Genomic DNA, 26,160 nt, shown 5'->3' with positions numbered 1-26,160 from the left:
GGTTTGTTGCGGATTTGCAACAATATGGCCACTTTACACAACGTACGAGATGATGAAAAGGAACGGTTTTGCAAGGCTATTCAAATTAAATTTACCTAAAAGTTTCTGCTAGCATAGCAATGCTTTACACTAGTCTTAACCATCCGCTTCCTTTTTACTTTAACTATTAGCCGGGGTTCAACATGATTTCTGACATTCAGTTATGTAGTCGTTTTATTGATACATTAGACTGGATTTGCCAAGTGCTGATCAGACACTCCGATGACTTTCATGTTGCTTTGGTCAGAATTGCATATGGTGACGATAACAGCCTTGGTGAAACTTATGGTGCGCCTGAGGCGTTGCGCCAATTGTCGTCATTGACACATGACTTACAAAACTCTTTCAGGCGTTCGGATTTGGTAGGCCGGGAAGGGACTGACTTCTGGATCTTGTTCCCATATACACGGGTAAGTGACAATGTTTATGACAAGCTGCTGGATGTGATTCAGGGATCGGCACATCATAACTTGAATATTGTTGAGCGTGAAATTGCCATTTTCGAGTTGCCAATCATTTATACCAAAGCGTTGGTAAAACCTGATAATGGACATTCTTTATTGCAACACCTCAAAATCAATCAAGCTGAGCTGGCTAGTCATGTGTTCCGGCTGGCCAATCTATAAAATTTAAATACTCGAGTGTTGGAGTGTTTTAATTAAGGTACGTACCGGAGTTGGCAAAGCCGCTGTAATAGCATCGGGGAGGGCAAGCCACTGCATATTAGGGGGGAGTGAAGATCGCCGCCCGGTTAGCTGCAAAGGTTGCGGTGTAATTTCAAGTTTAAAATGCGTGAAGGTGTGCCATAAGACTGGCAATACTTCCAATGCTTCAACCTCCATGCCCAATGTTTGTTGCACATGCAGCACAGCAATTTGCTCAGGCGATAACTCTGGCAAACTCCACAAGCCTCCCCATATCCCTTGGTTGGGCCGTCTTTCAAGCAGAATTTCACCCGCGTCCAGTATCATTAGCATGGTGACCTGCTTTTCTGGCAATGCTTTACGCGGTTTGGAAGCAGGCAGTCGAGCAACCTGATGTTGCTGATAGGCGAGACACTGACTTTGCATTGGGCAATCGGTACAGCGCGGCTTACTCCGGGTACACAGCGTTGCGCCAAAATCCATCAAGCCTTGCACATAAGCGGGTAAGCCTTGCTCAGGTAACAAAGTTTCGGCAAGTTGCCAAAGCCGCTTTTCAACGTCTGGTAATCCAGGCCATCCATCAATGGCATACAACCTGGCCAGCACACGTTTAACATTGCCATCAAGAATGGTCTGTCGTTGATTAAAGGCAAACACGCTAATCGCAGCCGCTGTGGATCGGCCTATGCCTTTAAGTGTTTGAATGGTATTGAAATCTGTTGGAAAAGTACCGCTATGCTCTCGCATAATGGTTTGTGCGGCATGATGCAGATTACGGGCACGTGAGTAATAGCCCAAACCACTCCAGTACCGCATGACTTCATCTTGCTCTGCCTCGGCGAGACTGGCAATCGTAGGGAAGCGCTGCATAAAACGGTCATAGTAGCCAATCACGGCAGACACTTGGGTTTGCTGCAACATGATTTCAGAAACCCACACCGCGTAAGGATCTCGCGTCTGTTGCCAGGGTAAATCATGACGGCCATGCGCCTGTTGCCAGGCGATTAATTTTTCAGCAAACGCACTCACAACTAAAAATTCAACAGCTTTTTCAAAGCCTTTTGTTTGAGCTGGTCAGCAGGTTCCGTTGCCGTCCCGCTTTCGGATTTAGCGGCATCGCCATTGGTGCTCTCGCTGGATGTTTTACCATTTAGCAATCCTTTTAAAGTATCGGCCTTACTACCGCCAAGCTTCTCGGTGAGTGCATCCAGTGCCGCAGACTTGGCCAATGCCTGTCCAAGCGCAGCCATATCGATAGCAAATTTGGGGGCAGCAAAAGTGCCTGTGATTTTAACTGGCACCCCTATGCTCCCAAGTTGTTCGGCATCCTTACCACCCTGGCCTTTGAGCGAATTGACCAGTGTTGGCTTGGCTACATAGTTAATCTGCTCTTTACCAATATCGATATCGCCCTTGCTTTCACCTTTGGTCAAACGAAAAACCGGAGCCTTCATAGCAAGGTCATCATTGTGGGCGACACCATTCTTGATATTAAAGGTCGCGGTTAGCTCACTAAAGTCGGTTTTCTTACTGTTGTCAGCATTGGCATTAGACTGCCCTTTGAGCAGGTTCAGTTTTCCTTTGGCATCGCGTATCGTTCCGGCCAAGTCAAAGCCTTTTACAGCGCCATCGGCCATACGCAAATCAACCGAGCCGCCCAGCGACTTTTTTAGCGCAGTCACCGTAGTGCCTTGTGCCGTCACATTCAGGTTCAAATTACCGTTACCTGACAACATATCATTATTAATGGTATCGACTAACATTGGCCCTACCGCGATGTTTTGCAGGTTTTGCTGAATGGCTACCGCAGGGGTAGCGCGAGCATCAAGCTTGACCGAACCGCGCATCGTACCCTGATAAACATCCAGATTAAGTGGGTCCAGGCTGGCCAGACCGTCTTGTGCTTTTAAACCAATATTGAGGTTTTTGGCTTCGGTTTTGCCATATTTCAGCCAGCCAATTCGTATATTGCCTTGGGCATTCAAGGCTTTTAATGCGGATAAATCAATAGGTTGCTCGGGGCTGTTTGCAGTTTTTTCAGCGGTTTTGGTTTCAGCGGCTTTCGCTTCGGCAGCGGGCAAGTAACGGTTCAGGTCCAACTTGTCGATATTCAGGTCAAATGTATACAACGGCTTGCTAAACTGGCTGATGCCCACATTGCCCCGGATATGGCTGTCATCAAGCTTGACGTCCAGACCTTGCAAGGCGAGCTTCTGCCCATCGGCCTTGATGCCGACATTAAGGCCGGTCAGCGTATATGGGCTATACAAAATCTTGCCGATATTGATACTGCCATCAAGGAATAAGGTTTTTAAAGCGCTTAGATCTGCTGGCTTGTCTGATTTTCCACCAGCTTTATTACTGCTGCCCGCAGCCGCTTCTTTTTTGCTGCCTGTATTGCCAAGCAAGGCATTTAAATTCAGCGTATCGGCATGTACTTTAAAACCGATATGCGGTGTGCTGAAACCGGCGACGCTGACATCGCCATTGAGCTTAGTTTCGGCCAGGGTTAAATCAAATGTGCTTTTGACTTGCTCCTGCTTCACGTTGGCAAGCGCCGCCAGCTTGAACTGGCCCTGCATGGCACCATTGGGCAAGGCTGGGTCTTTAATGTCAAACTTGCCAGCGAGCGATGGCACTTCAAAGATCATATCGGCCAGGTTGGCCTTCACGGGAGAAGCAAAATGCCCTTCTACCTTGCGCGCACCGGCATTCACATTCACATCTGCCGTCAAACCCTTGCTTTCTACCGCTTGCTGATTGCCTTTTAATTCTGCCAGTGTCACGTCGACGCCCAGATCACCATTGGCATCTTTTTGCCTGAGCGCCAGTACAACCTTTTCACTGCTGATCAGTTGCGGATTCACAGCCAGGGCGGGTGCTTGCAAACTGAGTTCACGCTCAACCCCTTTGAAGTTACCCTGCATTACCAGCTTGAGCCCAGAAACATCCAGAGCTGTTTTCGCGGCATCGACATCTACCGCGCCAGTGGCGGTCACGATTACATCCTGGCCATCCAGCAGGGCACCTTTAAGGTGCGCATCCAGGTCTTTCACTACAAAATGTTTGCCTTCAGGATCAGCCATCACATTGGCTTTGATCACTGCTTTGGCATCGACGGCGGGCTGATTTGCCACCAGGTGGAAATCGGTCGCAATATCAAACGGTTTTTTGAGCGCCACCTGGCCGGTGGTCAGGTTAAACTGGTCTACTGTATATTTGGCCCCGCTTTTTTCATTGGTAAAACTGGCTTGGGTATGAGTGACCTTGATACCTTGCACATCAAAATTGATCTGCTGTGATTCTTCCTCTTCTTTACTCAGCAAATCATCAAAGTTAAAACTGCCATCTGCATGTTGAATGACATTTACCTGCGCACCATCCAGGTACACTGTATCTACGACAATTTCCTTTTTCAGCAGGGGCAACACGGCCAATGCAACCTTGGCACTTTTAATGGCAGCGAACTGTTGGTCAGACTGATGCTCTGATAAAGTGATTTCACCTAAATCGGCCCCGATCTTGGGCCAGAAACTCAGTCTGATATCGCCCTTAATGTCTAGCGTGCGCTGTTTTTTGTCTTTGACCAACTGAATCACGGTTGGCTTGTAATCATTTGGGTTAAAGGTCACCGCCAGGTACACGACCAGCAACAGCAACACTGCCAGTAGCGCAGCAACCCCAATCGCGATTTTTTTAAACAGCGTACGATTCATGACTCACACCCAAGCTAGTTAATGTGCAAAAAACACTAACACCAGAATCCCGAACACTATGCGGTACCAGGCAAAGACTGCAAATGAGTGCTGGGCCACAAAACGGATCAAGGCGCGGATGACGACAAGTGCCGACAAGAATGAGACCACAAAGCCCACCAAAAAGATCAATGCATCATCGGCAGATAACAAATCACGTGCCTGATACAAATCGAGGCCTGTCGCGGCAAACATGATAGGCAAGGCCAAAAAGAATGAAAATTCGGTCGCTGTTTGCCGGCTCAGGCCAAAACACATGCCACCCATGATGGTGGCACCGGAACGGGACATGCCAGGAAACAAGGCAAGAGATTGCGCGAAACCAATCTGCAAGGCCTGCTTGGCGGTAATCTGGTCGACATCTGTGGTTTTACCTGCGGGCACGAATTTTTCAATGACTAAAATCAACACGCCACCGACCACCAGCGCAATGCCCACAGTGAACGAGGAAAACAAATATTCTTTAATTTGGTGGTGAAAGGCGAGGCCAATCAGGGCGGCAGGCAGAAATGCAATGATGAGGTTGCGGACAAAATGCTGGGCATTGGTATCGGTTTGAATGCGCTGCACGGTATGCCACAAGCGTTGCCGATATTCGACACAGACAGCAAGAATAGCGCCCAGTTGGATGATGATTTCAAATACATCGCGTTTATCTTTAGAGAGAAAATCCAGCCACTCCCCGGTAATGATCAGATGTCCAGTACTGCTTACAGGAATAAACTCGGTCGCGCCTTCGACCAGGCCCATGATCACGGCCTTCAGCATCAAATAAATATCCATGCCTGTATTCTAGCAGAGCAATGCGACAGTGCGATGATTCAATATTTACATAAAACAACAGGCGCCCTGTTGATACAAGGCGCCTGTTTGCGGCCAAGAATAATTACTTCAGGTCAAAACGGTCTGCATTCATGACTTTTGTCCAGGTAGCGACAAAGTCCTCTACAAATTTCTGCTTGGCATCATCTTGTGCATATAACTCCGCATAACTGCGCAGTATTGAATTAGAGCCAAACACGAGGTCGACGCGTGTGGCGGTCCATTTCACTGCGCCCGAGCGGCGATCACGGACTTCATACAGGTTTTTACCGGTGGGCACCCAGGTGTAACGCATATCAGTCAGGTTGACAAAAAAGTCGTTACTAAGCACACCTGGCCTGTCAGTGAATACGCCATGCTTGCTGCCGCCATGGTTGGTATCGAGTACACGCAGACCGCCAATCAGTACTGTCATTTCCGATGCAGTCAGCCCCAGCAGTTGCGTGCGGTCCAGCAGCATTTCTTCCGGTGTCGGCACAAAGTCGCCCTTGAGCCAGTTACGATAGCCATCATGCACTGGTTCCAGCACCTCAAACGACTCAACATCTGTCTGTTCAGCCTTAGCGTCACCGCGACCAGCAGCAAAGGGGACTGTCACTGCCACACCAGCTGCATTGGCAGCTTGTTCAATCGCAGCCGATCCGCCCAGCACGATCAAGTCAGCGATACTGACAGGCTTGGCAAAATGCTTCTGGATATTTTCTAATACGGCCAGTACTTTTTGTAACCTGGCCGGCTCATTGCCTTCCCAGTCTTTTTGCGGTGCCAACCGGATACGTGCACCATTGGCCCCTCCCCGGTAATCAGAACCACGGAATGTCCGTGCGCTGTCCCAGGCGGTGGCAACCAGTTCCGCTGTTGTGAGGCCACTGCCCAGAATTTGCGCTTTCAAGGCAGCAATATCGGCATCGTTCAGGGCTGCATTACCTGCAGGCACCGGGTCTTGCCAGATCAGGTCTTCTGGCGGCACATCCGGGCCGATATAGCGGGCTTTCGGCCCCATATCTCGGTGTGTGAGCTTGAACCAGGCTCGTGCAAATACTTCCGAGAAATAGGCTTGGTCATCGCGGAAGCGCTCAGAAATTTTCCGGTAAACCGGATCCTTGATCAGGGCCATATCCGCATCGGTCATAATAGGGTTATAGCGTATCGACGGGTCCTCCACATCCACTGGCTTGTCTTCTTCTTTGATGGTGACGGGCTCCCACTGCCAGGCACCTGCCGGGCTCTTTTGCAGCGCCCACTCATGATTAAACAGCATGCCGAAATAACCGTTATCCCACTTGGTAGGATGTGTGGTCCAGGCACCTTCAATCCCGCTGGTGACCGCATCTCGCCCCACGCCACGACCGACATGATTGTTCCAGCCGAGTCCTTGCTCGTGCACATCAGCAGCTTCGGGATTTGGACCCAGATTACCAGCCTGACCATTGCCGTGGGCTTTACCGACGGTGTGGCCACCTGCCGTCAATGCCACGGTCTCTTCATCATTCATAGCCATACGCGCAAAAGTGACACGCATATCCTGCGCCGTTTTTAATGGATCAGGATTACCATCCACCCCTTCCGGGTTCACATAAATCAAGCCCATCATCACAGCAGCCAACGGATTTTCAAGGTCACGCTCACCGGAGTAACGGCTGCCCTGGCTGCCAGTTTTTGCCAGCCATTCTGTTTCGTTGCCCCAGTAAATATCCTTTTCCGGATGCCAGATATCTTCACGGCCAAAAGCGAAACCAAACGTTTTAAGGCCCATGGATTCATAAGCAATGGTCCCGGCAAGCGCAATCAAATCAGCCCACGACAGTTTATTACCGTATTTTTTCTTGATTGGCCAAAGCAGGCGGCGTGCCTTGTCGAGGTTACCGTTATCCGGCCAACTATTGAGCGGGGCAAATCTCTGGCTGCCAGTCCCTGCACCACCACGGCCATCCGCAACACGATAGGTCCCGGCTGCATGCCAAGTCAGGCGGATCATCAACCCGCCATAATGTCCCCAATCTGCTGGCCACCATTCCTGGCTATCGGTCATGAGGGCATGCAAATCTTTTTTAACTGCAGCGACATCCAGTGTGGCGACTTCCTTACGATAATCAAAAGCCTCCCCCAGTGGATTTGTTTTGCGGTCATGCTGATGCAAGATATCCAGGTTGAGTGCATTTGGCCACCAATTGGTATTGGTTTTGCCTGATGCTGTCATTGCCCCATGTCCAAAAGGACATTGACCAGCTGTATTTTGTTTATTCTCCATGTTGAGCTCCTTTTGATTACTGTTCATCAAACCAAGATGTACAGATGATAAATATACTACTTGTTAAATATTGCGATAATAATTCACTGTGTAAACAATTGGATTCATGCGCTTGCCGCATAAGCAGCCAACATTTCTTGTACAAGGGATGATTCTTGAGTTAGCCAGGCGAACATATTTTCTCCAAAAGACTTCCTGTGTGGTGAGTGCATGGATGGCATTCTAGGCCTCGCTGTTGAATTTGCATAATTGTATGTTTTGATGTTATTGATTAATAAAATTAATCGCATTAGACTGTAGAAAACACCTTGAGAGATCACCATGACCCTGATTGAATTGAAGTTTGTGTTAGCCGTGGCGCAAGAGCGTAACTTTCGCCGTGCTGCAGAAAAATGCTTTGTGACGCAACCTGCGTTAAGTTTGGGGATTAAAAAACTGGAAGAAGAATTGGGCGTTTCATTGTTTGAACGCAACCGGAACGAAGTGACTCCAACCGAAATAGGTGAGCAGATTATTGCGCAGGCAAACGTGGTTCTGGAACAGGCTGCAAAAATCAAGGAAATGGCCAAACAGGGCAATGATCCGTTAAATGGGCCATTTAAGCTGGGCATGATTCACTCAGTGGGCCCGTACTTGCTGCCAGAGATTATTCCGCCACTGATTAAAACTGCACCGCATATGCCACTGGAAGTGGAAGAAAATATTACTGCCACGCTGGAGCAACAGTTAAAAAATGGCGTCATTGATGCCGCTGTGATTGCCTTGCCTTTTGATGTGCCAGGCATTGAAACAATACCGCTTTACGATGAAGATTTTAATGTAGTGGTGCCTGTGAATCACCCGTGGGCGAAACGCAAGACGATTGATGCTGATGAGTTAAGTAGCGAAAAAGTATTATTACTCAATACCGGCCACTGCTTTAGTAACCAGGTCACACAGGCCTGCCCGGAGCTAAGCCGTAAAGGGGAGGTATTACAGGGCAATTCTTTGGAAACCATCCGTAATATGGTCGCTTCAAACTTGGGGATTACAGTATTACCAGCCATGGCAACAGCGGCACGCTACCAGAATCCGCTGATACGCGTGATCCCATTCAGCAAACCTGCACCCAGTCGTCGCATTGCACTGGCCTGGCGCAAAAGCTTTGTGCGTACGGCCGCGATTGAGGTACTCGAAAAAGTCATGGCAGAAGTTGGTGAAGGGCAGGCGCAAATAGCACGCCTGTGACAAACATCTAGGGTCTGTTAACGCTATTTCAATTGTCGATGTTGCCTCTGTCATCAGTGCTATCAAGGCGTGAGAAGCGCAGTTTGGTGATTCCCAACAAGCGCCGAACAACGCGGAGAGCGCTGATGACAGAGGTAACCCTGCGGGCTGGATTCATTGATTCGCTTCGCTACGTTGTCTATCGCTTATGTAGCCAGCTACACCAAATCTATTCCTGCGACTCTTTCCGCCTTGCGTAACGAATAAATGCTCTCCAGCAGCCGCAACTGAAATAGCGTTAACAGGCCCTAGTAGGCGATAGCCACGCGGAAACCCGTCACCAATTTTTCGTCTACACCCAGTAACACTTTCACTGACTGCTCTTGCTGCGGAGCCAGTCCTAAGCTGTGGTTAACCGACGCGGGCAGATAATCCGCTGGTTTCAGTATTTTGCGCAACACTGCCTCATCTGCGGTATTGGTCAAGGTCAACTCCACCTTTGGGTAAGCTTGAGGAACTGAGCCATGATTCATGAGCACGCTGGAAAAAGCCAACACGCCCTGGCGCTCTTTATGCTCCTGAATATCAGCGTCATCTATGGTTAACTGGGTGATATCTTGAGGCAAACTCACATCACAATGGAGTTGCTGGCAGAATGCCTGTAAAAAAGGTTTGGTTTGCGGATAATTGGCAGCCAGGCTGGTGCGCGAGAAATAGACGAATTGCAACAATAACAATAGTAGCAACATGCCGGAGAGCGTGACGAATAGCCATTGACTGGCTGGGCTCTCAACGGGCGCTGGCCGTTCATCTGCCAGGGAAACATTACGCAAGAATGCAGGGACTTCAGGTTCTGCATGCTCCACTTCATCCACACGCACATTCCAGGTAGGTGTAGGTTCTTCCAGCGCTATGTCAGGTTTCAAAGAGATATCAGTCGTTTCAGCCAGGGTATCAATCTGTGCGGCTGCAGCACTCACCTTGAAATAGACTTCGGCATCACTGGCTGTTGCTACAACGTCAGATTCAGACTGAGGGGATGCCCCAGTGGCCACTAGATGCGAACGGGCATCAAACACATGGTTGCATTCCCCACAACGTACCTTACCTGCATAAGCCTGCAGTTGTTCGTCGGTGACTTCGAATTGTGTTTGGCAGGCCGGGCAGGCCGTAATCAAGGACATTGTCTGGTTCCCGTCAGCAAGACCCATCCATCTTGCTGGATGGGGGCATCCATTTCAAACCACTGTGAGTAATGCGCCAGCAGCATCTCCTGCTGGCTATCCAATATGCCCGATAATGCAACTTTGCCGCCATTTTTGCAAGATTTGGCAATCACGGGGGCCAACACCATCAAGGCACTGGAAAGAATATTGGCCACCACGATATCAAATGGCTCGTGCAGGTAATCTGCAGAATCGTAAAAAATCGCATCTACCTGGTTATTGACCGCATTATCACGGCTGGCAATCACTGCTTGCGGATCAATATCCACGCCTGTAGCCGTTTTCGCACCCAGCTTTTTGGCTGCAATCGCCAAAATACCTGAGCCACAGCCGTAATCCAGCACATTCGCCTGTGCCAACAATGGTTTGGGCAGTTGTGCCAACCAGCTCAGGCATAAATGCGTGGTCGGATGGCTACCGGTACCAAACGCCAGGCCAGGATCAAGCACAATGTTGATCGCTGCTGGATTGGGAGCCTCATGCCACGAAGGCACAATCCATAAATCATCGGTGACACGAATAGGATCAAATTGGGCTTGCGTCGCGCGTACCCAGTCCTGCTCCTCAATCTGCTCAACCTGGTATTTCAATCCATCCAGTTGCAATTCAGCTTGTACATTTGCCAGTAAGGCCTGCACATCGGCGTCGGCATTGAGCATGGCTGTCACTACGTTTTGCTGCCAGATACCAGGCGGCGGATCACCCGGCTCGCCGAAAATGGCCTGCTCGGCCATGGTGTCCGCATGCGCATCTTCGATGCTAACCGACAAGGCACCGTTTTCCATAAGCGCATCACTGAGCGTTTCGGCCTGTGGTTCGGTCGATTGAATTTTAAGTAACAGCCAGTGCAAGATTATTTCGAGCTGATACCCAGCTTCTGCTCCAGATAGTGAATGCTGGTGCCGCCTTGCTGGAATGCCAGATCAGCCATCAAATCGGCATGCAAGGGCGTATTGGTCTTAATGCCTTCCACATACATCTCGGACAACGCGACACGCATCCTGGCAATCGCCTGTTCACGTGTTGCGCCATGCGTGATCAGCTTGCCTATCATGGAGTCATAGTGTGGTGGCACGGTGTAACCACCATACACATGGGTATCCATGCGCACACCCGGGCCGCCCGGCATATGGAAACGATTGATAAAGCCAGGAGAAGGTACAAAAGTGTACGGATCTTCTGCGTTAATACGGCATTCAATCGCATGGCCATTGAGTACGATATCACGCTGGCGGAACGGTAATTTTTCACCTGCTGCAACAAAAATTTGCTGTTGTACCAAGTCTATCCCGGTAATCATTTCAGTGACGGTATGCTCAACCTGCAAGCGGGTGTTCATCTCAATAAAGTAGAACTCCCCATTTTCGTACAGAAACTCAAATGTACCCGCACCGCGGTAACCAATCTTGCGGCAAGCCTCTGCGCAGCGTTCACCAATTTTGTCGCGCAATCTTGCCGGCAACAATGGAGAAGGCGCTTCTTCAATGATTTTCTGGTGACGACGCTGCATAGAGCAGTCGCGGTCACCGAGAAATACCGCATTTCCATGCTGATCAGCCAGAATCTGAATCTCGATATGGCGAGGGTTTTCAAGGAATTTCTCCATGTAAACCATTGGGTTGCCAAACGCACTTTGTGCTTCGGCTTTGGTCATGTTGACCGCGTTCAATAAGGCAGCTTCTGTATGCACCACACGCATGCCACGGCCACCACCGCCACCTGCTGCTTTAATAATGACGGGGTATCCAACGCGCTTGGCTGTTTTGATGATTTCGGCCGGGTCGTCCGTCAGCGCGCCATCAGACCCTGGCACACAAGGCACACCGGCTTTTTTCATGGCGTCTTTGGCAGAAACCTTATCGCCCATTAAACGGATAGTCTCAGCACGTGGACCAATAAAGACAAACCCGCTCTGCTCAACACGCTCGGCAAAATCGGCATTCTCAGACAGGAAACCATAGCCAGGGTGAATGGCCTGCGCATCTGTCACTTCGGCAGCACTGATGACCGTCGGAATATTGAGGTAACTTTTGGCAGAAGGAGCTGGGCCGATACAGACAGACTCATCAGCGAGTTTGACGTATTTGGCATCACGGTCAGCTTCAGAGTGGACAGCAACTGTTTTAATCCCCAACTCACGGCACGCACGCTGTACGCGCAGGGCGATCTCGCCGCGGTTGGCAATCAGAATTTTCTCAAACATAGCGGTTTAACCAATCAGGAACAGTGGCTCGCCATATTCGACAGGCTGACCGTTTTCAACAAAAATCTTTTTAATCGTGCCGGAAAATTCGCTCTCAATTTCGTTGAGCAGCTTCATCGCTTCGATAATACACAGAGTATCACCGGTATTCACACTGCTACCCACATCAACAAAAGACTTGGCATCAGGTGAAGACGCGCGATAGAACGTACCCACCATCGGTGATTTCACAACTTTGCCATCCAGCGCCTCAGCTGGTGCAGTGGCGGGGGCCGCTGCTGGGGCAGTGGCACCTGCAGCCACCGGGGCTGGAGCAGGTGCCGCCACGTATTGTGTCACCGGCGCAGCACCTGGCGCCATGGCGCGACTGATACGTACTTTTTCCTCACCCTCGGTCAGTTCCAGTTCAGAAATCCCCGACTCCTCTACCAGATCAATCAGTTTTTTGAGTTTGCGTAAATCCATAAAAGCCTCGAATGTATAAATGTTTTAAGTGTTATTAGAGTTGTTGGATATAGCGATAAGCGGCGAAATATCCCTCTGCGCCCAAACCGCAAATGACTGCGGTAGCAATATCGCTGAAATAAGAATGGTGCCGGAATGACTCTCGTGCATGCACATTGGAGAGATGCACTTCAATAAACGGCACCTTGACTGCAGAAATGGCATCGCGGATAGCGATAGAAGTGTGCGTGAACGCCGCAGGATTAATAATGATGTAATCCACACGATTCACGGACAATGCATGTATTTTCTCGATGATCTCAGCTTCGGCATTACTCTGGAATGTTTCCAGACGCACTTGATCAGCACGAGCCAAGGCTTGCAAACGTTGGTCGATGTCTGCAAGCGTTTGGCTGCCATAATGCTGCGGCTCTCGGGTGCCCAGCATATTTAAATTGGGTCCGTGAATCACCAGGATGGATTTGGTGCCCATGTCACATGCCTCTCATGGAGAAAAATACAACCTTCATGGCGTCGAAGTTTGCCGAAGTTATCGCATTTTGTCCAGCAGAATTCGCAATTTAAAGAAAATTGAAAGTCGCCAAATGAGAAGTTAAGTGAGGGGGTTTTGCCGCGAACATGCAGGCTATAAGCCATAGCCAAAGTGGCTGCAGCCTTGGCGGATGAGTTACAAATTGAGTGCTTTTTGCAGCATTTGGCGGTTTACACGACCGAAGAAGATCTGCGTCACTTCACCCTGGGCTGAAATGATTACTGTATAAGGCAATACACCTTTATTATTACCCAATACCTCAGCTAAAGGCATACCTTCATTTTCTGCAATCAGCAGGGGGTAGCTGACGGGGGTGCTTTCAACAAACTCATGCACAGCCGCCGCTTCATCGATCGCCAAGCCAAGCACAGCAATCTCGGGATGCTGGCTGGCCAATTCAGAAATTTCCGGCATTTCGTCACGACAGGGCTCACACCAGGTTGCCCAGAAATTTAAAATCAGTGGCTTGCCTTTAAATTGCGACAAGGTATAGGTTTTACCGGCATGATCGGCTAAAGTGGTTTCCCACAAAGACGCAATTTCAGTAGCCGCAGGCAACGCAGACTCTGTATTCATAAACTGGTCGCGGTTGAGATAAAGCCAGCGGAAACCACTGCCTAAAACAACGATCAGCAATACCGTCATCACCACACGTGCGACATTACGCATCTGAGGCATCCTCAGTTGGCTGCAGTTTTAGCGCACGCACCGTATTCAGAAATCTGGACGCATCCTGGTAACCTTTAATCACAGGTTGGAGCGCTTGCCCTTGCGCGTTGAAGAAGACAATCCCAGGTGGGCCAAATAACGAAAACTGCTTCAACAACACCGCATCCTGCTCGAGATTATCCGTGACATCTGCCTGTAATAGCACCACGCCTTTTAACGCGGCTTGCACTTGCGGGTCGGTAAACACAAACTGCTCATATTCTTTGCACGATACACACCAGTCCGCATAAAAATCCAGCATGACCGGTTTACCATTGGCTGTATTTACCGCTTGTTGCAGCTCCTGCAAGCTGTGTATCCGCTGAAAAGCTAACGGTTGAAGATTTTGGGTAGATGCCATCGTCAAGTTCTGTAACGGTTGCAGAGGGGAGCGTGCCCCAGACCAGGCTCCGAAGAGTAACGCTATGCCATACAGCAGCACAATAACTGCAAAACCTTTGAACACACGTTGCACATTGCTAGCAGTTGCCGGTAAAGGATCAATGGCACGCAAATAAATGGCCGGCACGATGCATAGCGCAGCCCATAACAGCAACTGTAGAGCCACAGGCAGGATTGGACTCACGACCCAGATTGCCACCCCCAACATGAGCACACCGAACAGGCGGCGAACCGCATTCATCCATTCGCCCGCTTTGGGCAAAATAGTCCCGGCGGATGCGCCAATCAGCAGCAATGGGACGCCCATGCCCAAGGACAATGAGAACAATGCTACCGCCCCCAGCGTCACATCGTGGGTTTGGCTGATATAAAGCAAGGCACCCGCCAGCGGGGCTGCCACACAGGGGCTAATAATCAGTGCTGAAATCGCGCCCATCAGAAAATCACTAAGCAAATGCCCGCCCTTAAAGCGGTTGCTCCAGTTAAAAAAGTAATTTTCTATTGCGCTTGGCAATTTGAGTTCATAAAAGCCGAACATGGAAAAAGACAGCACAACAAAAATCAAGGCGCCAACAATTAAAGCGGCAGGCGTTTGCAATGCATTGCTTAACAACTGGCCAGAAAGACCCGCGGCCACACCCGCTAGCGTGTAAGTCAGGCTCATCCCCAAGGTATAGGCTAGTGACAGGGTAAAAGCTTTGCCGCGAGACACATGCGCATTTTTGCCGACAATAATCCCCGACAAAATGGGAATCATGGGAAACATGCAAGGTGTGAATGCCAGTAACAAGCCAGCACCAAAGAAACCCGCCACAATTTGCCACCAGTGACCAGACGACAGCAGCTTGCCAGACAATTCATCGTCGCCCTCATTGCCTGTCCTTGCTGGCGACATTGAAAGTGGATAACCAGGCGAGGCTAAAGCGGAATTGCTCAATGTCAGCAATTTAGTTTGCGGTGGGTAACACAGACCCTTTTCGCTACACCCCTGGTAACGTACCTGCAAGCTCGAAGGCGCAGTACCAACAAACGTCACTTCAGCTAAAGTATCATGGTGAAATACCTGTTGCTCACCAAAATTAGGATCATTTTTGGTTTCGCCGGCAGGCAATGTGATTTTCGCCGTCTCCCCTGCAGACATCAGCTGTATACGCTCGCGATACAAATAATGACCAGGTGCGATCACAAATTTGAGTTGGGCATGGCTGGCATCAATGAGGCCAGCCTCGACTTTAAACGCCTGATCGACCGGCAGAAATTCTTCTGACTCACCGTCAGTAAACAGCTTGGAAAACTGTGACGCTGCGTGCACTGGCAAAGTACTCAGCAGCAGCATCGCCAGAATGATCCAGCACCTCTTCCACATTTTAATCAACGATTGACTCCCGCCCCATTGTTTCTGCCACCACCCAAGCCAGATATTCCGGCAAACCCTCGTTCACATGGATACCTACAATCTCCGGAAGTTCATAAGGATGCAGCATCCGTAGCTTAGTTTCGCAAGCAGCATATTTCTTACAACTGGTTTTAATGACCAGGCCAATCTCTTCTGCGCGCTCCACTTGCCCTTGCCAGCGATAGATAGAAGTGACAGGACTTGAAATATTCACACATGCCGCCAACTTCTCTGTAACGAGCGTCTGCGCGATATGCTCTGCACATGTCCTGTTCGGCACGTGCGTAAACACGATTATAATTTCCTCTTTTGGCGTCATGGGCGCTGACTCACAGACAGGATTCTGACATGCGTTTTCTCATCTTTGCTATTTTACTGGCTTTTCCGTTCCTGGAGATAGCCGTCCTGATTGAGCTTAGTCAGCACTATGGCTGGTGGGTGTTAGTTTATCTGCTGACTATCGGCTACCTCGGCCTGCGACTGATCCGCAGCGAAAAAGACCTGATCGCCGCCCGTATGTTCCAGCAGATGGGGGCGGGGGGCAATCCTGTCTCTGCCATGTTTTCCACCGCCCGCAATATGTTGGCCGGTGTATTGTTACTCATCCCTGGCGTGATCAGTGATGTCATTGCCGTCATTTTGTTGCTAATCCCTGCGAACAATCCAGGTTTGGGTCAAGCGGGCCAAAAAAGCAGCGCGCAGTACCGCGCCAGTGCCAATGATGAAGTGATTGAAGGTGAATTTACCGAAGTGGAAGAAGCAAAACCGGCGGATAATGTTGTTCATTTGCCACGCAAAGATTAACCCATAGAACACAAAAATCATGAACCACGTATTGATTGAGAACAGCGGCCATACGTTTGATGTACGTCCGAGCCAGACCGTACTGGAGGCAGCCATTGAAGCCGGTATTAATATGCCCTATGGCTGCCGCAATGGCGCCTGTGGTGCGTGCAAGGGCAAAGTACTCACCGGCAAGGTCATGCATGATGACTACCAGGGCAATGCCTTAACAGACGATGAACTCGCTGCAGGCATGGCGTTGTTTTGCTGCGCCAGACCACTCGAAGATCTAGTGATTGAATGCCGGCAGATCGACATGGTGCAAGGTATCAAGCCTCGCATCCTGCCCGTGCGGGTACAGCATAAAGAACTGCTTGGCGATGATGTCATGGTATTGCATCTGCAATTACCCGCTACTGAACAATTGACCTTTATGGCCGGGCAATACATTGAATTCCTGCTCAAAGATGGGCGTCGTCGTGCGTTCTCCATTGCCAATGCGCCTCATGAAAAAGGTTTCCTTGAGTTGCATATCCGCAAAATTGCAGGCGGGCATTTCACCGAACAGGTGTTTAACGAGATGCCTTTAAAAACCATTCTACGCATTGAAGCCCCTCTGGGCAGTTTTTTCCTGCGCGAGCAAAATGACAAACCCATCATCATGGTTGCTGGCGGAACCGGCTTTGCGCCGGTTAAAGGCATGATAGAACACATGATTTTTAACCAGATCCAACGACCAGTGTACCTCTACCGCGGAGCGCGCCAGGTGAATGATTTGTATATGGAAGAGCTTTGCCAGCGTTGGACACAGTTTATACCTAACATCCAGTATATTCCTGTGATCTCAGATGGCAATGAAGAAGATGGTTGGGATGGCCGCCGTGGCCTGGTGCATCAGGCGGTGCTTGAAGATCATGCCGATTTGAGTGGGTTTGAAGCTTATGTCTGTGGTGCACCGGGCATGGTGGACATTGCTAAAGAAACATTTGTGAAGCAAGGGTTACCGGAAGAAGAATTTTACAGTGATGCGTTTACATTTGCGCCTAAGTAAACGGCAATGTTGCCAAAGCTCGCTCACTTAATTCCATGTATCCTTACTTACAAAAAGCGCAAATTATATTTAGCCCTCATTGAGCCGACCTGGCTGGTAATGACACGCCTTTTTTGCCTTTAGGCGAAGGTAAATGCGGATTGAACGTCGAACATCGTCAAACAAAAGATTTGTTTTCATTCACTTATCGCAAGATGAGACTCAGCGACTTGCCTAACGATCCCGCCAAGGCGCTACCTTAAACAACAATAACATCCCTGGAATCGCCAACAACGTGCATACATAAAAAAACTGCTGCCACCCCAAAGTCTCCACCATGCCGCCAGTGAGTGCGTTGAAGACAGAGCGCGGTACGGCTGACAGGCTGGTAAACAATGCAAGTTGGGTGGCGGTATAGGCCGGGTTGGTTTCACGTGCCATGTAGGCCACATAAGCGGCCGTCCCCAGGCCAACACCAAAGGCTTCAAAACCTATCACAATCGCCAGCATGCCACGTTCAGCTGCGCCGATCTCGGTAAATGGACCACTGGTTGCCAGCCAGGCGAAGCCGAGGATGGATAAGGCTTGTACCACGCCGAATACCCATAAACCACGATTGATGCCCAGTTTTAGCATCCATAGGCCGCCGACAAAGGCGCCCGCAATTTGCATGACGAGACCGCTGCCTTTGGCAATCGCCCCGATATCTGTTTTGCTAAAGCCCATGTCGATATAAAACGGCGTGGCCAGGGCGGTGGCCATGCTATCGCCCAGTTTGTAGAGCAAGATAAACAGTAACACCCATAGCGCATGCTGCCAGCCGCTCCGATGTATAAACTCTTTGAAAGGCTCCACCACTGAAGCTAGCAATGTTTTAGGTGCGCTGACAATCACAGGCTCTCGCGCCCAGAGCGTAAATCCTATGCCAGGCAGCATAAATAGACCCACGACCAGGAACACTTGTGACCAGGCCATATGGTCGGCAAGTATAAGTGCGAGTGAGCCAGGCACCAAACCAGCAATCCGGTAAGCGTTGACGTACAAGCTGTTACCTAAGCCCAACTCTTCATCACTGAGGGTTTCGCGGCGGTAGGCATCAATGACAATATCCTGGCTGGCAGAGAACAAGGCGACCAGCGTGGCAAGTAGCGCAACCATGGCGATGTTCAGTTGTGGCTGGCACATACCCAAGCCGACAATACTGGCGAACAGCGCCAGTTGGGTGACTAAAATCCAGCTGCGCCGTCTGCCCAAGGTTTGTAATAAGGTGTAGCGATCCATCAGCGGTGACCACAAAAACTTCCAGGTGTAAGGCAACTGCATGAAGGCAAACGCAGCAATGGTTTTGAGGTTAAGGCCTTCACTGCGCAACCAGGCCGGCAGAAGTTGCAGCAAAAGGTATAAGGGGAGGCCGGAACTGAAGCCGAAGGCCACACACATCAGCATGCGGCGGGTAAACAGGGTTTGCGAGAGGGTCATGCCCGCATTGTAAACGCTTTTACAAGGCGGCTAATATGCGAACAAAAAAAAGCCAACCCTTGCGGGTTGGCACACTCGGAGATCAATGGTCAAACTTTGGAAATTTGGCGCCAGCAGATCAGTCCTTGGTCATGCGGAACATGCCACTGCCGCCATATTTCACAGGGTAACTACAAACTCAACACCCACTGGACAAGGGTCTTGATATCCTCATCCTTTACCTGCGGGCTGTTAGGCGGCATGGGCATATCACCCCATACGCCTGCACCGCCAGCTTTTACCTTCTGGATCAGCTTGGCTTCAACAGATTTATCGCCTTTGTACTTGGCGGCCACTTCTTTATAGGCTGGGCCTAGTACTTTTTTGTCTACGCCGTGGCACAGCAAACAACCGCTTTTCTGTGCCAGAGCTTCAGCGCCGCTACCCGCAATGGCTGAGGCAGTGGCCACTAACAATGCCGTTGCCAGCAAGGTTTTGTTAAATAATTGCATCTGATTTCCTTCCTTACAAACTGAATACATTCATTGCACCACCACCAGGGGCAGCATTGTATTTGGTTAGCTCTTTGTAACCGCCGGCTGCGCCTAGGCCATCGGTATCGTTGGTCAGGCCGAGGTTCATCGCTACTCCCGCCCAACCACCAATGCCGGACAATACACCTACGTATTGCTTGCCTTTGTGACCATAAGTGATCATGTTACCGACCACGCCAGAGCCTACCTGGAATTTCCACATCTCTTTGCCGGTTTTGGCATCCAGTGCTTTTACCCAGCGGTCCAAGGTACCGTAAAACACTAGGTCAGTGGCAGTCACCAACGCACCACCCCAAGCAGAGAATTTCTCCTTGTTATACCACTGGGCTTTACCTTTTAAACCGTCCCAGGCCATAAAGCCGCCCATCACGCCGTCCGGGCCAGCAAACATGGTCAGGGTTGCGCCTACCCATGGTTGACCAGCCACATATTTGGATTCAACCGGTTCATAGGTCATACATACATGGTTCAAAGGCACGTAGAAAGTCTTGTTTTTAGGTGAATATGCAGCGGGCTGCTCATCCTTCACGCCCAGCGCAGAAGGACAAACACCTTTAGCGTTGTAATCCTGGTGCGTGGAGTACTTGGGATCCTTCACCGGAATGCCTGTTTTCAGGTCAATCTTGGTTGCCCAGTTAACGAAGGGGTGCATTTTTTCAGCGACCAGTAACGTGCCATTGGTGCGGTCAAATGTGTAGCCAAACCCATTACGGTCAAAGTGTGAGGCCAGTTGCTTCCCGTTGGCTTCCCATAGAATGATTTCGTTCATGCCATCATAATCCCACTCGTCATGCGGGGTCATTTGGTAACCCCAGCGTGCCATGCCTGTATCGAGATCACGGGCAAAAATGGTCATGGACCATTTGTTATCACCAGGACGCACGTCCGGGTTCCAGGTGCCTGGGTTGCCTGTACCGTAGTACATCAGGTTTAGTTTAGGGTCATAGGAGTACCAACCCCATGTTGGGCCGCCGCCATTTTGCCAGCCGTCTTTTTGCTGTTGTGGTTTCAGCCAGGTGCGTACACCCAGGTTGGCTTCAGGGAATTTCAGTTGGGATTTGTCCAAGCTCTTGAAAGAACCACCCATTTTGTTGCCGCCGTTGACATCTTCGTACACTGATAACGCGCTGTAGTGCGGGTTCTCCTTGTTAAAGTCGGCACCGATCATCACTTCGCTATCAGAACCCGTGCTATAGGCTTTCCAAGCCAGGCTGCCATCTTTGATGTTGTACGCGCTGATGTGGCAGCGTACGCCAAATTCACCGCCTGAGCAGCCGGTCACTACTTTGTCTTTAAATACATGCGGTACATTGGTGTTGGCAGAGCCAGTTTTAGGATCGTTAACTTTTACATCCCACAGCTTGGCACCTGTTTTAGCGTCCAGTGCAACCAATACGCCATTGTTCTGTTGCAGGAAAATCTTGCCGTCACCGTAGCCCAGTCCTTTGTTCACGTTGTCACAGCACAGTACGGATTGCACATCTGGATCCTGTTTCGGGAAATAGGACCAGCGAATTTTCTGGTTGTCATCTAGGTCCAGCGCATACACGTTGTTTGGAAATGCAGTATGGATATACATAGTATTGCCGATGACCAGCGGTGCGCCCTCATGACCACGGTTAACGCCGGTGGCAAATGACCAGGCGAGTTTCATTTTTTTAACGTTGCTTTTATTGATTTGCGACAGACGGCTATAGCCCTGGTTAGCGTAATCTTTACGCGCCATGGCCCATTGGTTGTCGTCTTTCATTAAAGCGTCCAGTTCGGCATTTGCCCATGCGCTGGTGCTGATGCTGCCTAACAGTAATGCGCTGACGGCAAGCTTGATACGTTGTTGCATAAATAACCTCCAAAATGGTTGCTTTGAAGCTGGATGAATTGTTTAACACGCCGGTAACAAACGCTTCTTTTGTAACGGCTTGATCACTCATTGCAATGCGTGTGCCAAGCGCAACATTTTTTTGGAAATTTTTAAAAAATATATTAAAATCAGTGAGTTATTCAGATATGTTAACTGTCCGCGAGCGTGTGCAAGATTGTGTGCGCTGTTCACGACTGTGTCATACTGGTACAGTTGTTCAATCTGATGTGACAGGTGCTCAGTTTTCCATGCCCAACAAGTATTCCCCTTCATCTACAACACAGCCAACATTGGGTTTGCGTGACGATCAACGCGCCATTGCCGAGGCGATTGCCCGCTCATGGCGGCGTTGCATGGTTAAGGGCGTGGATGAGCAGGCGACAGCTGAAGACCAAGTGATCACCGCGCAAGAGCTGGCGCAGCGCCTGGAGAAAAACCGCCTGTTGCTCACCCATGCCGAGCCAGAAATGATCACCTTGAGTGAGCAAATTGCCCATACGCGCAGCCTGGTGATTTTGACCGATAACGAAGGCGTGATTTTGCGCACCATGGGTGAAGGCGTGGATGAAAACCAGGTCAGGGCGTCCCTATTGCCTGGCGCTTCTTGGAGCGAGGAGCACCGCGGCACCAATGCGATTGGGACAGCATTGGTCGAACGCCTGCCAATCAGTGTGCAGGGCGCCGAGCATTTTATGGCCTACCACCATTCACTCAGCTGTTCCGCCGTGCCAATCTTTGCCGCCAATAATCATTTGGTCGCCACGCTGGATGTCTCCAACGACCTCAATGCACCACAGCAACATACCTTGGCCCTGGTGAAAATGGCCGCACAAATGGTAGAAAACAGGCTGTTCCATGCCTCTGCAGAGGGCGAGATTGGTGTGCACTTTCATGTGCGGCCAGAGTTTATTGGCACTTTATGGGAAGGGGTTGCCTTGTTTGATGCCACTGGCCAGTTGCAGGCCATTAACCGTAGCGGCCAGTTCCAGTTTGGTTTGCCGCTGGACCAGGATAGTCTGTCTGCGCGCCGTATTGCTTTTGAAGACATTTTTGACGAGTCATGGGCCTCGTTCAAGCAGCGCGGTTTAAATGCTGATGTCCTATTTCCCTTGCATCTGCGCAATGGCGCCCGTTTGTTTGCGCGTGCATCGACCAGCCAGCCAGCCACTATCGCCAAAAAGCCAGTGGCGATGACGCCACGCGAATCTGCGGCCAGCCTGGAGCTGCTCGATAGTGGTGACCCCCAATTTAAATTGGCGATCACCCAGGTCAAACAAGTGCTGGATAAGGACATTCCGGTGCTGATTCTCGGCGAAACCGGCGCGGGTAAAGAATTATTTTCCCGTGCCATTCATGACGCCAGTGCGCGCCGCAACAAGCCGTTTATTGCCGTCAACTGTGCGGCCTTGCCAGAAGGGCTGATTGAAGCCGAACTGTTTGGCTATGAGGAGGGCGCGTACACCGGGGCGAAACGCAAAGGCAATATTGGCAAGATTCAGCAAGCGGATGGCGGCACCTTGTTCTTGGATGAGATTGGCGATATGCCGCTGTCGCTACAAGCACGCTTGTTACGCGTGCTGCAAGAGCGCAGTGTCACCCCGTTGGGAGGCAGCAAGGCGATTCCGGTCAACTTTATGCTGCTGAGCGCGACGAATCAGAAGTTAAAAGACAAAGTGGCAGCGGGCGAGTTTCGCAGTGATCTATATTACCGCATCAATGGCTTGAGTGTGCAGTTACCTGCGCTACGCGAGCGGCTGGATATGGCAAGGCTGATTCAGGTGATTCTGCAAATCGAACAGGCGCCACAAGCCAGCTTAAGTGATGAGGTCATGGCACTGTTTAATGCGCATCCTTGGCCGGGCAATGTACGCCAGTTGCATAATGTGTTGCGCACGGCCGTGGCCTTGGCAGATGGCGGCGTGATTGGCCGCCAGCATTTGATGCAGGACTTTCTCGATGAAATGTACCCCATCAGCGAACCTTCTACACCCGTCGGTTCTGCACGGCCAGCGTTAGCAGCCGGCAACTTGAAAGCCCAAAACGATGAAGCCATCCGGCAGGCCATGCTGCAGCATGGCGGCAATATTTCGGCCGTTTCCCGTCAGTTGGGGTTAAGCCGAAATACGCTTTACCGGCGCCTGAAAGCGCTCAATCTTTCTTAAGGGCACCCTTTGGTCTCTTGTCGGGATTAGGCGGCGCGTTTCAACCGGTACATTGCGAGATTGCCCAGCAGGTTAGGCAAAAAATGAATATCCTGGCCATCGGTAATCACTTTACGTTCAATGACTTGAATGTTGTGCTGGCGGCAAAAGTGGTCAAAGTCGTGGATGGTGCATAAATGCACGTTGGGCGTGTCATACCATTGATATGGCAGGCTTTTGGAGACCGGCATATTCCCCAGCGTGATTTGCAGGCGGTTGCGCCAATAGCCAAAATTGGGGAAAGTCACGATGATTTCGCGGCCAACACGCAGCATTTCGTGCACGATGCTCTCAGTATTGTGCATGGCTTGCAAAGTCTGCGACAGGATGACCGTGTCGAATGACTGGTCTTCAAAGCCGGACAGGCCTTCTTCAAGGTTCATTTGAATCACGTCCACCCCGTTTTTTAAGGCTGCCAGCCAGTTACCATCATCTTTTTCGATGCCATAGCCGGTGGTGCTCAGGGTTTCATGTAAATGCGTGAGCAGTGTGCCATCGCCACAACCGAGATCCAGCACTTTGGCTTTTGCTTGCACCCAGTTTGTAATTAATGCAAAGTCTGGGCGAATATTGGTAATATTTGCATTCGTCATACTTTGATTTGCTCCAGGTAGGCGCGCATGATGGCGTGGTAATGCGCATCCGGCATCAAGAAAGCGTCATGGCCATGGGCAGAAGTTACCTCGGCATATTTGACGGGCAAGGCGTTATCCAGCAAGGCCTGGACAATTTCGCGTGAGCGGGCAGGCGAAAAGCGCCAGTCAGTGGTAAACGAGATGACGACAAACTTGGCCTTGGCACGGCTGAGCGCCTTGCTTAAATTGCCGTCATAATCGAGGGCCGGGTCAAAATAGTCCAGTGCGCGTGTCATGCGCAAATAGGTGTTGGCATCAAATTCCCCGGCAAACTTGTCGCCCTGATAGCGCAAGTAAGATTCCATTTCAAATTCGACATCAAAGCTGTACTTCACATCGCCATGGCGCAATTTGCGGCCAAATTTTTCACCCATGGCGTCATCTGACAAGTAGGTGATATGCCCCAGCATACGGGCAATACGCAAGCCGCGGCGGGGGACGGTGCCATGATTATAATAATCGCCGTCAAAAAACTCGGGGTCGGTAATAATCGCCTGGCGTGCCACTTCGTTAAAGGCCATGTTCTGTGCGGTCAGGTTGGGCGCAGAGGCAATGACAAAGGCATGCCGTACACGCTCGGGGTAGACAATATTCCAGTGCAGCGCTTGCATGCCTCCCAGGCTGCCACCAATCACGGCTGCCAGTTGGTCAATTCCAAGATAATCCAACAGGCGCGCCTGAGATTCCACCCAGTCTTCTACCGTCACGACTGGGAACGTTGCACTGTAAGGCCGGTCAGTGAGTGGATTTACGCTGGAAGGGCCGCTACTACCGTGACAGCCGCCCAGATTGTTGAGGCCAATCACAAAAAACTTGTTGGTATCCAGTGGCTTACCGGGGCCAACAAGGTTATCCCACCAGCCAGGATATTTATCTTCCGGCGAATAGCGACCAGCGACATGATGATTGCCGGACAAGGCGTGACAAATCAATACCGCATTGGTTTTGGCCGCGTTGAGTTCACCATAGGTTTCATAAGCAAGATGGTATTGTGGCAACACAGCGCCGCTTTTAAGGGTCAGCGGCTGGGTGAAGTGCGCAACCTGCGCTTTAACGATACCAACAGAATTCGATTCAGACATGCCGCGATTATACTATGCAGCATGCCGAAACGGCGAGACAGGCTAAGTTGCGTTTAATGGGTCTGAATCGATAAACAACCCAGCAACGTGGGAAGGTCTGCGACGGATTGGATAATCGCATCTGGCTCAATCGCTGAAAGGCGGGTATAGGTTTCGCGGTACTTGCCGGTTTTCACCAGAATGCCATGCAGTCCAGCATCCTGCGCGCCACCCACATCGGCATCAATATCGTCACCCACCATCACGATATCAGAAGGCTTCATCCGTAATGTATCCACCACCTGATTGAAAAAATGGCGGGAAGGTTTACCCATGAGCATGGCCTGGGTGTTGCTGGCATATTCCAGGCCGGTAACAAAGGCACCAATATCCATTTGCAAGCCAGTTTCGGTTTGCCAGAAACGGTTTTTATGAATCGCGATTAACTGAGCACCATTCACCAGGCAATGAAACACTTCATTCAATAACTCATAAGACCACTGGTCACCGATATCACCAATCACCACATAATTGGCTGCGGTTGCAGACTGGTCAAAGCAGGCAAAGTCCTTTTTAACGTCCTCTGCCAGCAATAGTTTGCAAACCGGATTGGATTGCTTTTTTAAATACTGGATGGTCGCTTGTGGTGCACTCATGATTTCTTCGGGCACCGTATTGAAGCCGAGGTCGTTCAGCTTTTGCTGGAGTGAGTTTAGGGAAAGTGTGCTGGTATTGGTGACAAAGCGCACGGCAATCCCTGCTTTGCGCAACTGTGCCACAGCGGACAATGCGCCGGGAATCAGCTGTTTGCCGATGTAGAGCACGCCATCCAGGTCAAATAAAACGGCTTTGATATGTGGGATAGATTGCATAATGTTTTTTCCAGAAAATGATACTTGAGACTAACGTATCTTTACTCAAGCAAAAA

23 protein-coding genes are annotated in these 26,160 nt (G+C 50.3%); 5 read left to right on the top strand and 18 right to left on the bottom strand.

Annotated features, from left to right (window positions below; translation table 11 throughout):
- Positions 1-182: 182 nt before the first annotated feature.
- The gene (locus tag F463_RS0111645; protein ID WP_018987271.1) at positions 183-665 is read left to right on the top strand and encodes a hypothetical protein; all 483 of its coding nucleotides are present in this window, start codon (positions 183-185) and stop codon (positions 663-665) included.
- Between the two features lie 3 nt (positions 666-668).
- On the opposite strand, the gene mutY is transcribed toward F463_RS0111645, so the two are convergent.
- From mutY to katG, 4 genes are all read right to left on the bottom strand, one after another.
- On the bottom strand, positions 669-1,712 hold the full coding sequence (gene mutY, locus F463_RS0111640; RefSeq protein ID WP_018987270.1) for an A/G-specific adenine glycosylase: 1,044 nt from the start codon (positions 1,710-1,712) through the stop codon (positions 669-671).
- A 2-nt stretch (positions 1,713-1,714) separates the two neighbouring features.
- The gene (locus tag F463_RS0111635; protein ID WP_018987269.1) at positions 1,715-4,399 is read right to left on the bottom strand and encodes an AsmA family protein; all 2,685 of its coding nucleotides are present in this window, start codon (positions 4,397-4,399) and stop codon (positions 1,715-1,717) included.
- Between the two features lie 18 nt (positions 4,400-4,417).
- Entirely contained in the window at positions 4,418-5,221 is an 804-nt protein-coding gene (locus tag F463_RS0111630; RefSeq protein ID WP_018987268.1) for an undecaprenyl-diphosphate phosphatase, read from the bottom strand.
- A gap of 103 nt (positions 5,222-5,324) precedes the next feature.
- Complete coding sequence (katG, locus tag F463_RS0111625) at positions 5,325-7,511, bottom strand: catalase/peroxidase HPI (protein ID WP_018987267.1); 2,187 nt, start codon at positions 7,509-7,511, stop codon at positions 5,325-5,327.
- A gap of 321 nt (positions 7,512-7,832) precedes the next feature.
- Between katG and F463_RS0111620 the strand changes: the two genes are divergently transcribed.
- Positions 7,833-8,738 carry a hydrogen peroxide-inducible genes activator gene (locus F463_RS0111620; RefSeq protein ID WP_018987266.1) on the top strand — a complete coding sequence of 302 codons (906 nt, stop codon included), beginning with the start codon at positions 7,833-7,835 and terminating at the stop codon, positions 8,736-8,738.
- 287 nt (positions 8,739-9,025) lie between these two features.
- Here the strand turns inward: F463_RS0111620 and F463_RS0111615 are convergent, their stop codons facing one another.
- From F463_RS0111615 to cutA, 8 genes are all read right to left on the bottom strand, one after another.
- Positions 9,026-9,901 (bottom strand): DUF3426 domain-containing protein, encoded by an 876-nt coding sequence (locus F463_RS0111615; RefSeq protein ID WP_018987265.1) that lies wholly within the window; start codon positions 9,899-9,901, stop codon positions 9,026-9,028.
- The gene (prmA, locus tag F463_RS0111610; RefSeq protein WP_018987264.1) at positions 9,892-10,794 is read right to left on the bottom strand and encodes a 50S ribosomal protein L11 methyltransferase; all 903 of its coding nucleotides are present in this window, start codon (positions 10,792-10,794) and stop codon (positions 9,892-9,894) included. The genes F463_RS0111615 and prmA overlap by 10 nt, the downstream gene beginning before the upstream one ends.
- Before the next feature lie 2 nt (positions 10,795-10,796).
- Positions 10,797-12,146 carry an acetyl-CoA carboxylase biotin carboxylase subunit gene (accC, locus tag F463_RS0111605; RefSeq protein WP_018987263.1) on the bottom strand — a complete coding sequence of 450 codons (1,350 nt, stop codon included), beginning with the start codon at positions 12,144-12,146 and terminating at the stop codon, positions 10,797-10,799.
- Positions 12,147-12,152: 6 nt separating this feature from the next.
- Positions 12,153-12,611 (bottom strand): acetyl-CoA carboxylase biotin carboxyl carrier protein, encoded by a 459-nt coding sequence (gene accB, locus F463_RS0111600; RefSeq protein WP_018987262.1) that lies wholly within the window; start codon positions 12,609-12,611, stop codon positions 12,153-12,155.
- Positions 12,612-12,645: 34 nt separating this feature from the next.
- Positions 12,646-13,083 (bottom strand): type II 3-dehydroquinate dehydratase, encoded by a 438-nt coding sequence (gene aroQ / locus F463_RS0111595; RefSeq protein WP_018987261.1) that lies wholly within the window; start codon positions 13,081-13,083, stop codon positions 12,646-12,648.
- 195 nt (positions 13,084-13,278) lie between these two features.
- Positions 13,279-13,812, bottom strand: coding sequence for a TlpA family protein disulfide reductase (locus F463_RS0111590; RefSeq protein WP_018987260.1), 534 nt, complete (start codon positions 13,810-13,812; stop codon positions 13,279-13,281).
- Positions 13,805-15,619: a protein-disulfide reductase DsbD gene (dsbD, locus tag F463_RS0111585; RefSeq protein WP_026295543.1), complete on the bottom strand. Its 1,815-nt coding sequence runs from the start codon at positions 15,617-15,619 to the stop codon at positions 13,805-13,807. The genes F463_RS0111590 and dsbD overlap by 8 nt, the downstream gene beginning before the upstream one ends.
- Before the next feature lies 1 nt (position 15,620).
- Positions 15,621-15,968 carry a divalent-cation tolerance protein CutA gene (gene cutA / locus F463_RS0111580; RefSeq protein WP_018987258.1) on the bottom strand — a complete coding sequence of 116 codons (348 nt, stop codon included), beginning with the start codon at positions 15,966-15,968 and terminating at the stop codon, positions 15,621-15,623.
- Between the two features lie 29 nt (positions 15,969-15,997).
- Here cutA and F463_RS0111575 point away from each other — a divergent pair, with 29 nt between their 5' ends.
- On the top strand, positions 15,998-16,453 hold the full coding sequence (locus tag F463_RS0111575; RefSeq protein WP_018987257.1) for an FxsA family protein: 456 nt from the start codon (positions 15,998-16,000) through the stop codon (positions 16,451-16,453).
- Positions 16,454-16,472: 19 nt separating this feature from the next.
- Positions 16,473-17,483, top strand: a complete 1,011-nt coding sequence (locus F463_RS0111570) for a CDP-6-deoxy-delta-3,4-glucoseen reductase (protein WP_018987256.1) — start codon at positions 16,473-16,475, stop codon at positions 17,481-17,483.
- Positions 17,484-17,696: 213 nt separating this feature from the next.
- Here the strand turns inward: F463_RS0111570 and F463_RS0111565 are convergent, their stop codons facing one another.
- From F463_RS0111565 to F463_RS0111555, 3 genes are all read right to left on the bottom strand, one after another.
- The gene (locus F463_RS0111565; protein WP_018987255.1) at positions 17,697-18,941 is read right to left on the bottom strand and encodes an AmpG family muropeptide MFS transporter; all 1,245 of its coding nucleotides are present in this window, start codon (positions 18,939-18,941) and stop codon (positions 17,697-17,699) included.
- Positions 18,942-19,111: 170 nt separating this feature from the next.
- Complete coding sequence (locus F463_RS0111560; RefSeq protein ID WP_018987254.1) at positions 19,112-19,432, bottom strand: c-type cytochrome; 321 nt, start codon at positions 19,430-19,432, stop codon at positions 19,112-19,114.
- A 13-nt stretch (positions 19,433-19,445) separates the two neighbouring features.
- On the bottom strand, positions 19,446-21,314 hold the full coding sequence (locus F463_RS0111555) for a methanol/ethanol family PQQ-dependent dehydrogenase (protein WP_018987253.1): 1,869 nt from the start codon (positions 21,312-21,314) through the stop codon (positions 19,446-19,448).
- Positions 21,315-21,583: 269 nt separating this feature from the next.
- Here F463_RS0111555 and F463_RS0111550 point away from each other — a divergent pair, with 269 nt between their 5' ends.
- Positions 21,584-23,497, top strand: a complete 1,914-nt coding sequence (locus F463_RS0111550; protein ID WP_081620825.1) for a sigma-54-dependent Fis family transcriptional regulator — start codon at positions 21,584-21,586, stop codon at positions 23,495-23,497.
- A gap of 26 nt (positions 23,498-23,523) precedes the next feature.
- Here the strand turns inward: F463_RS0111550 and metW are convergent, their stop codons facing one another.
- The 3 genes from metW to F463_RS0111535 are packed head-to-tail and all read right to left on the bottom strand — an operon-like array spanning position 23,524 to position 26,104.
- Positions 23,524-24,129, bottom strand: a complete 606-nt coding sequence (metW, locus tag F463_RS0111545; RefSeq protein ID WP_018987251.1) for a methionine biosynthesis protein MetW — start codon at positions 24,127-24,129, stop codon at positions 23,524-23,526.
- Positions 24,126-25,253, bottom strand: coding sequence for a homoserine O-succinyltransferase MetX (metX, locus tag F463_RS0111540; protein ID WP_018987250.1), 1,128 nt, complete (start codon positions 25,251-25,253; stop codon positions 24,126-24,128). The genes metW and metX overlap by 4 nt, the downstream gene beginning before the upstream one ends.
- A gap of 53 nt (positions 25,254-25,306) precedes the next feature.
- Positions 25,307-26,104 carry a TIGR01458 family HAD-type hydrolase gene (locus F463_RS0111535; protein WP_018987249.1) on the bottom strand — a complete coding sequence of 266 codons (798 nt, stop codon included), beginning with the start codon at positions 26,102-26,104 and terminating at the stop codon, positions 25,307-25,309.
- Positions 26,105-26,160: the final 56 nt, after the last annotated feature.

It is taken from the genome of Methylophilus methylotrophus DSM 46235 = ATCC 53528, from assembly GCF_000378225.1.
GTDB classification, from domain to species: domain Bacteria; phylum Pseudomonadota; class Gammaproteobacteria; order Burkholderiales; family Methylophilaceae; genus Methylophilus; species Methylophilus methylotrophus.
The sequence above is the reverse complement of the archived record's forward strand: the minus strand, read 5'-3'. Positions and strand labels throughout refer to the sequence as shown.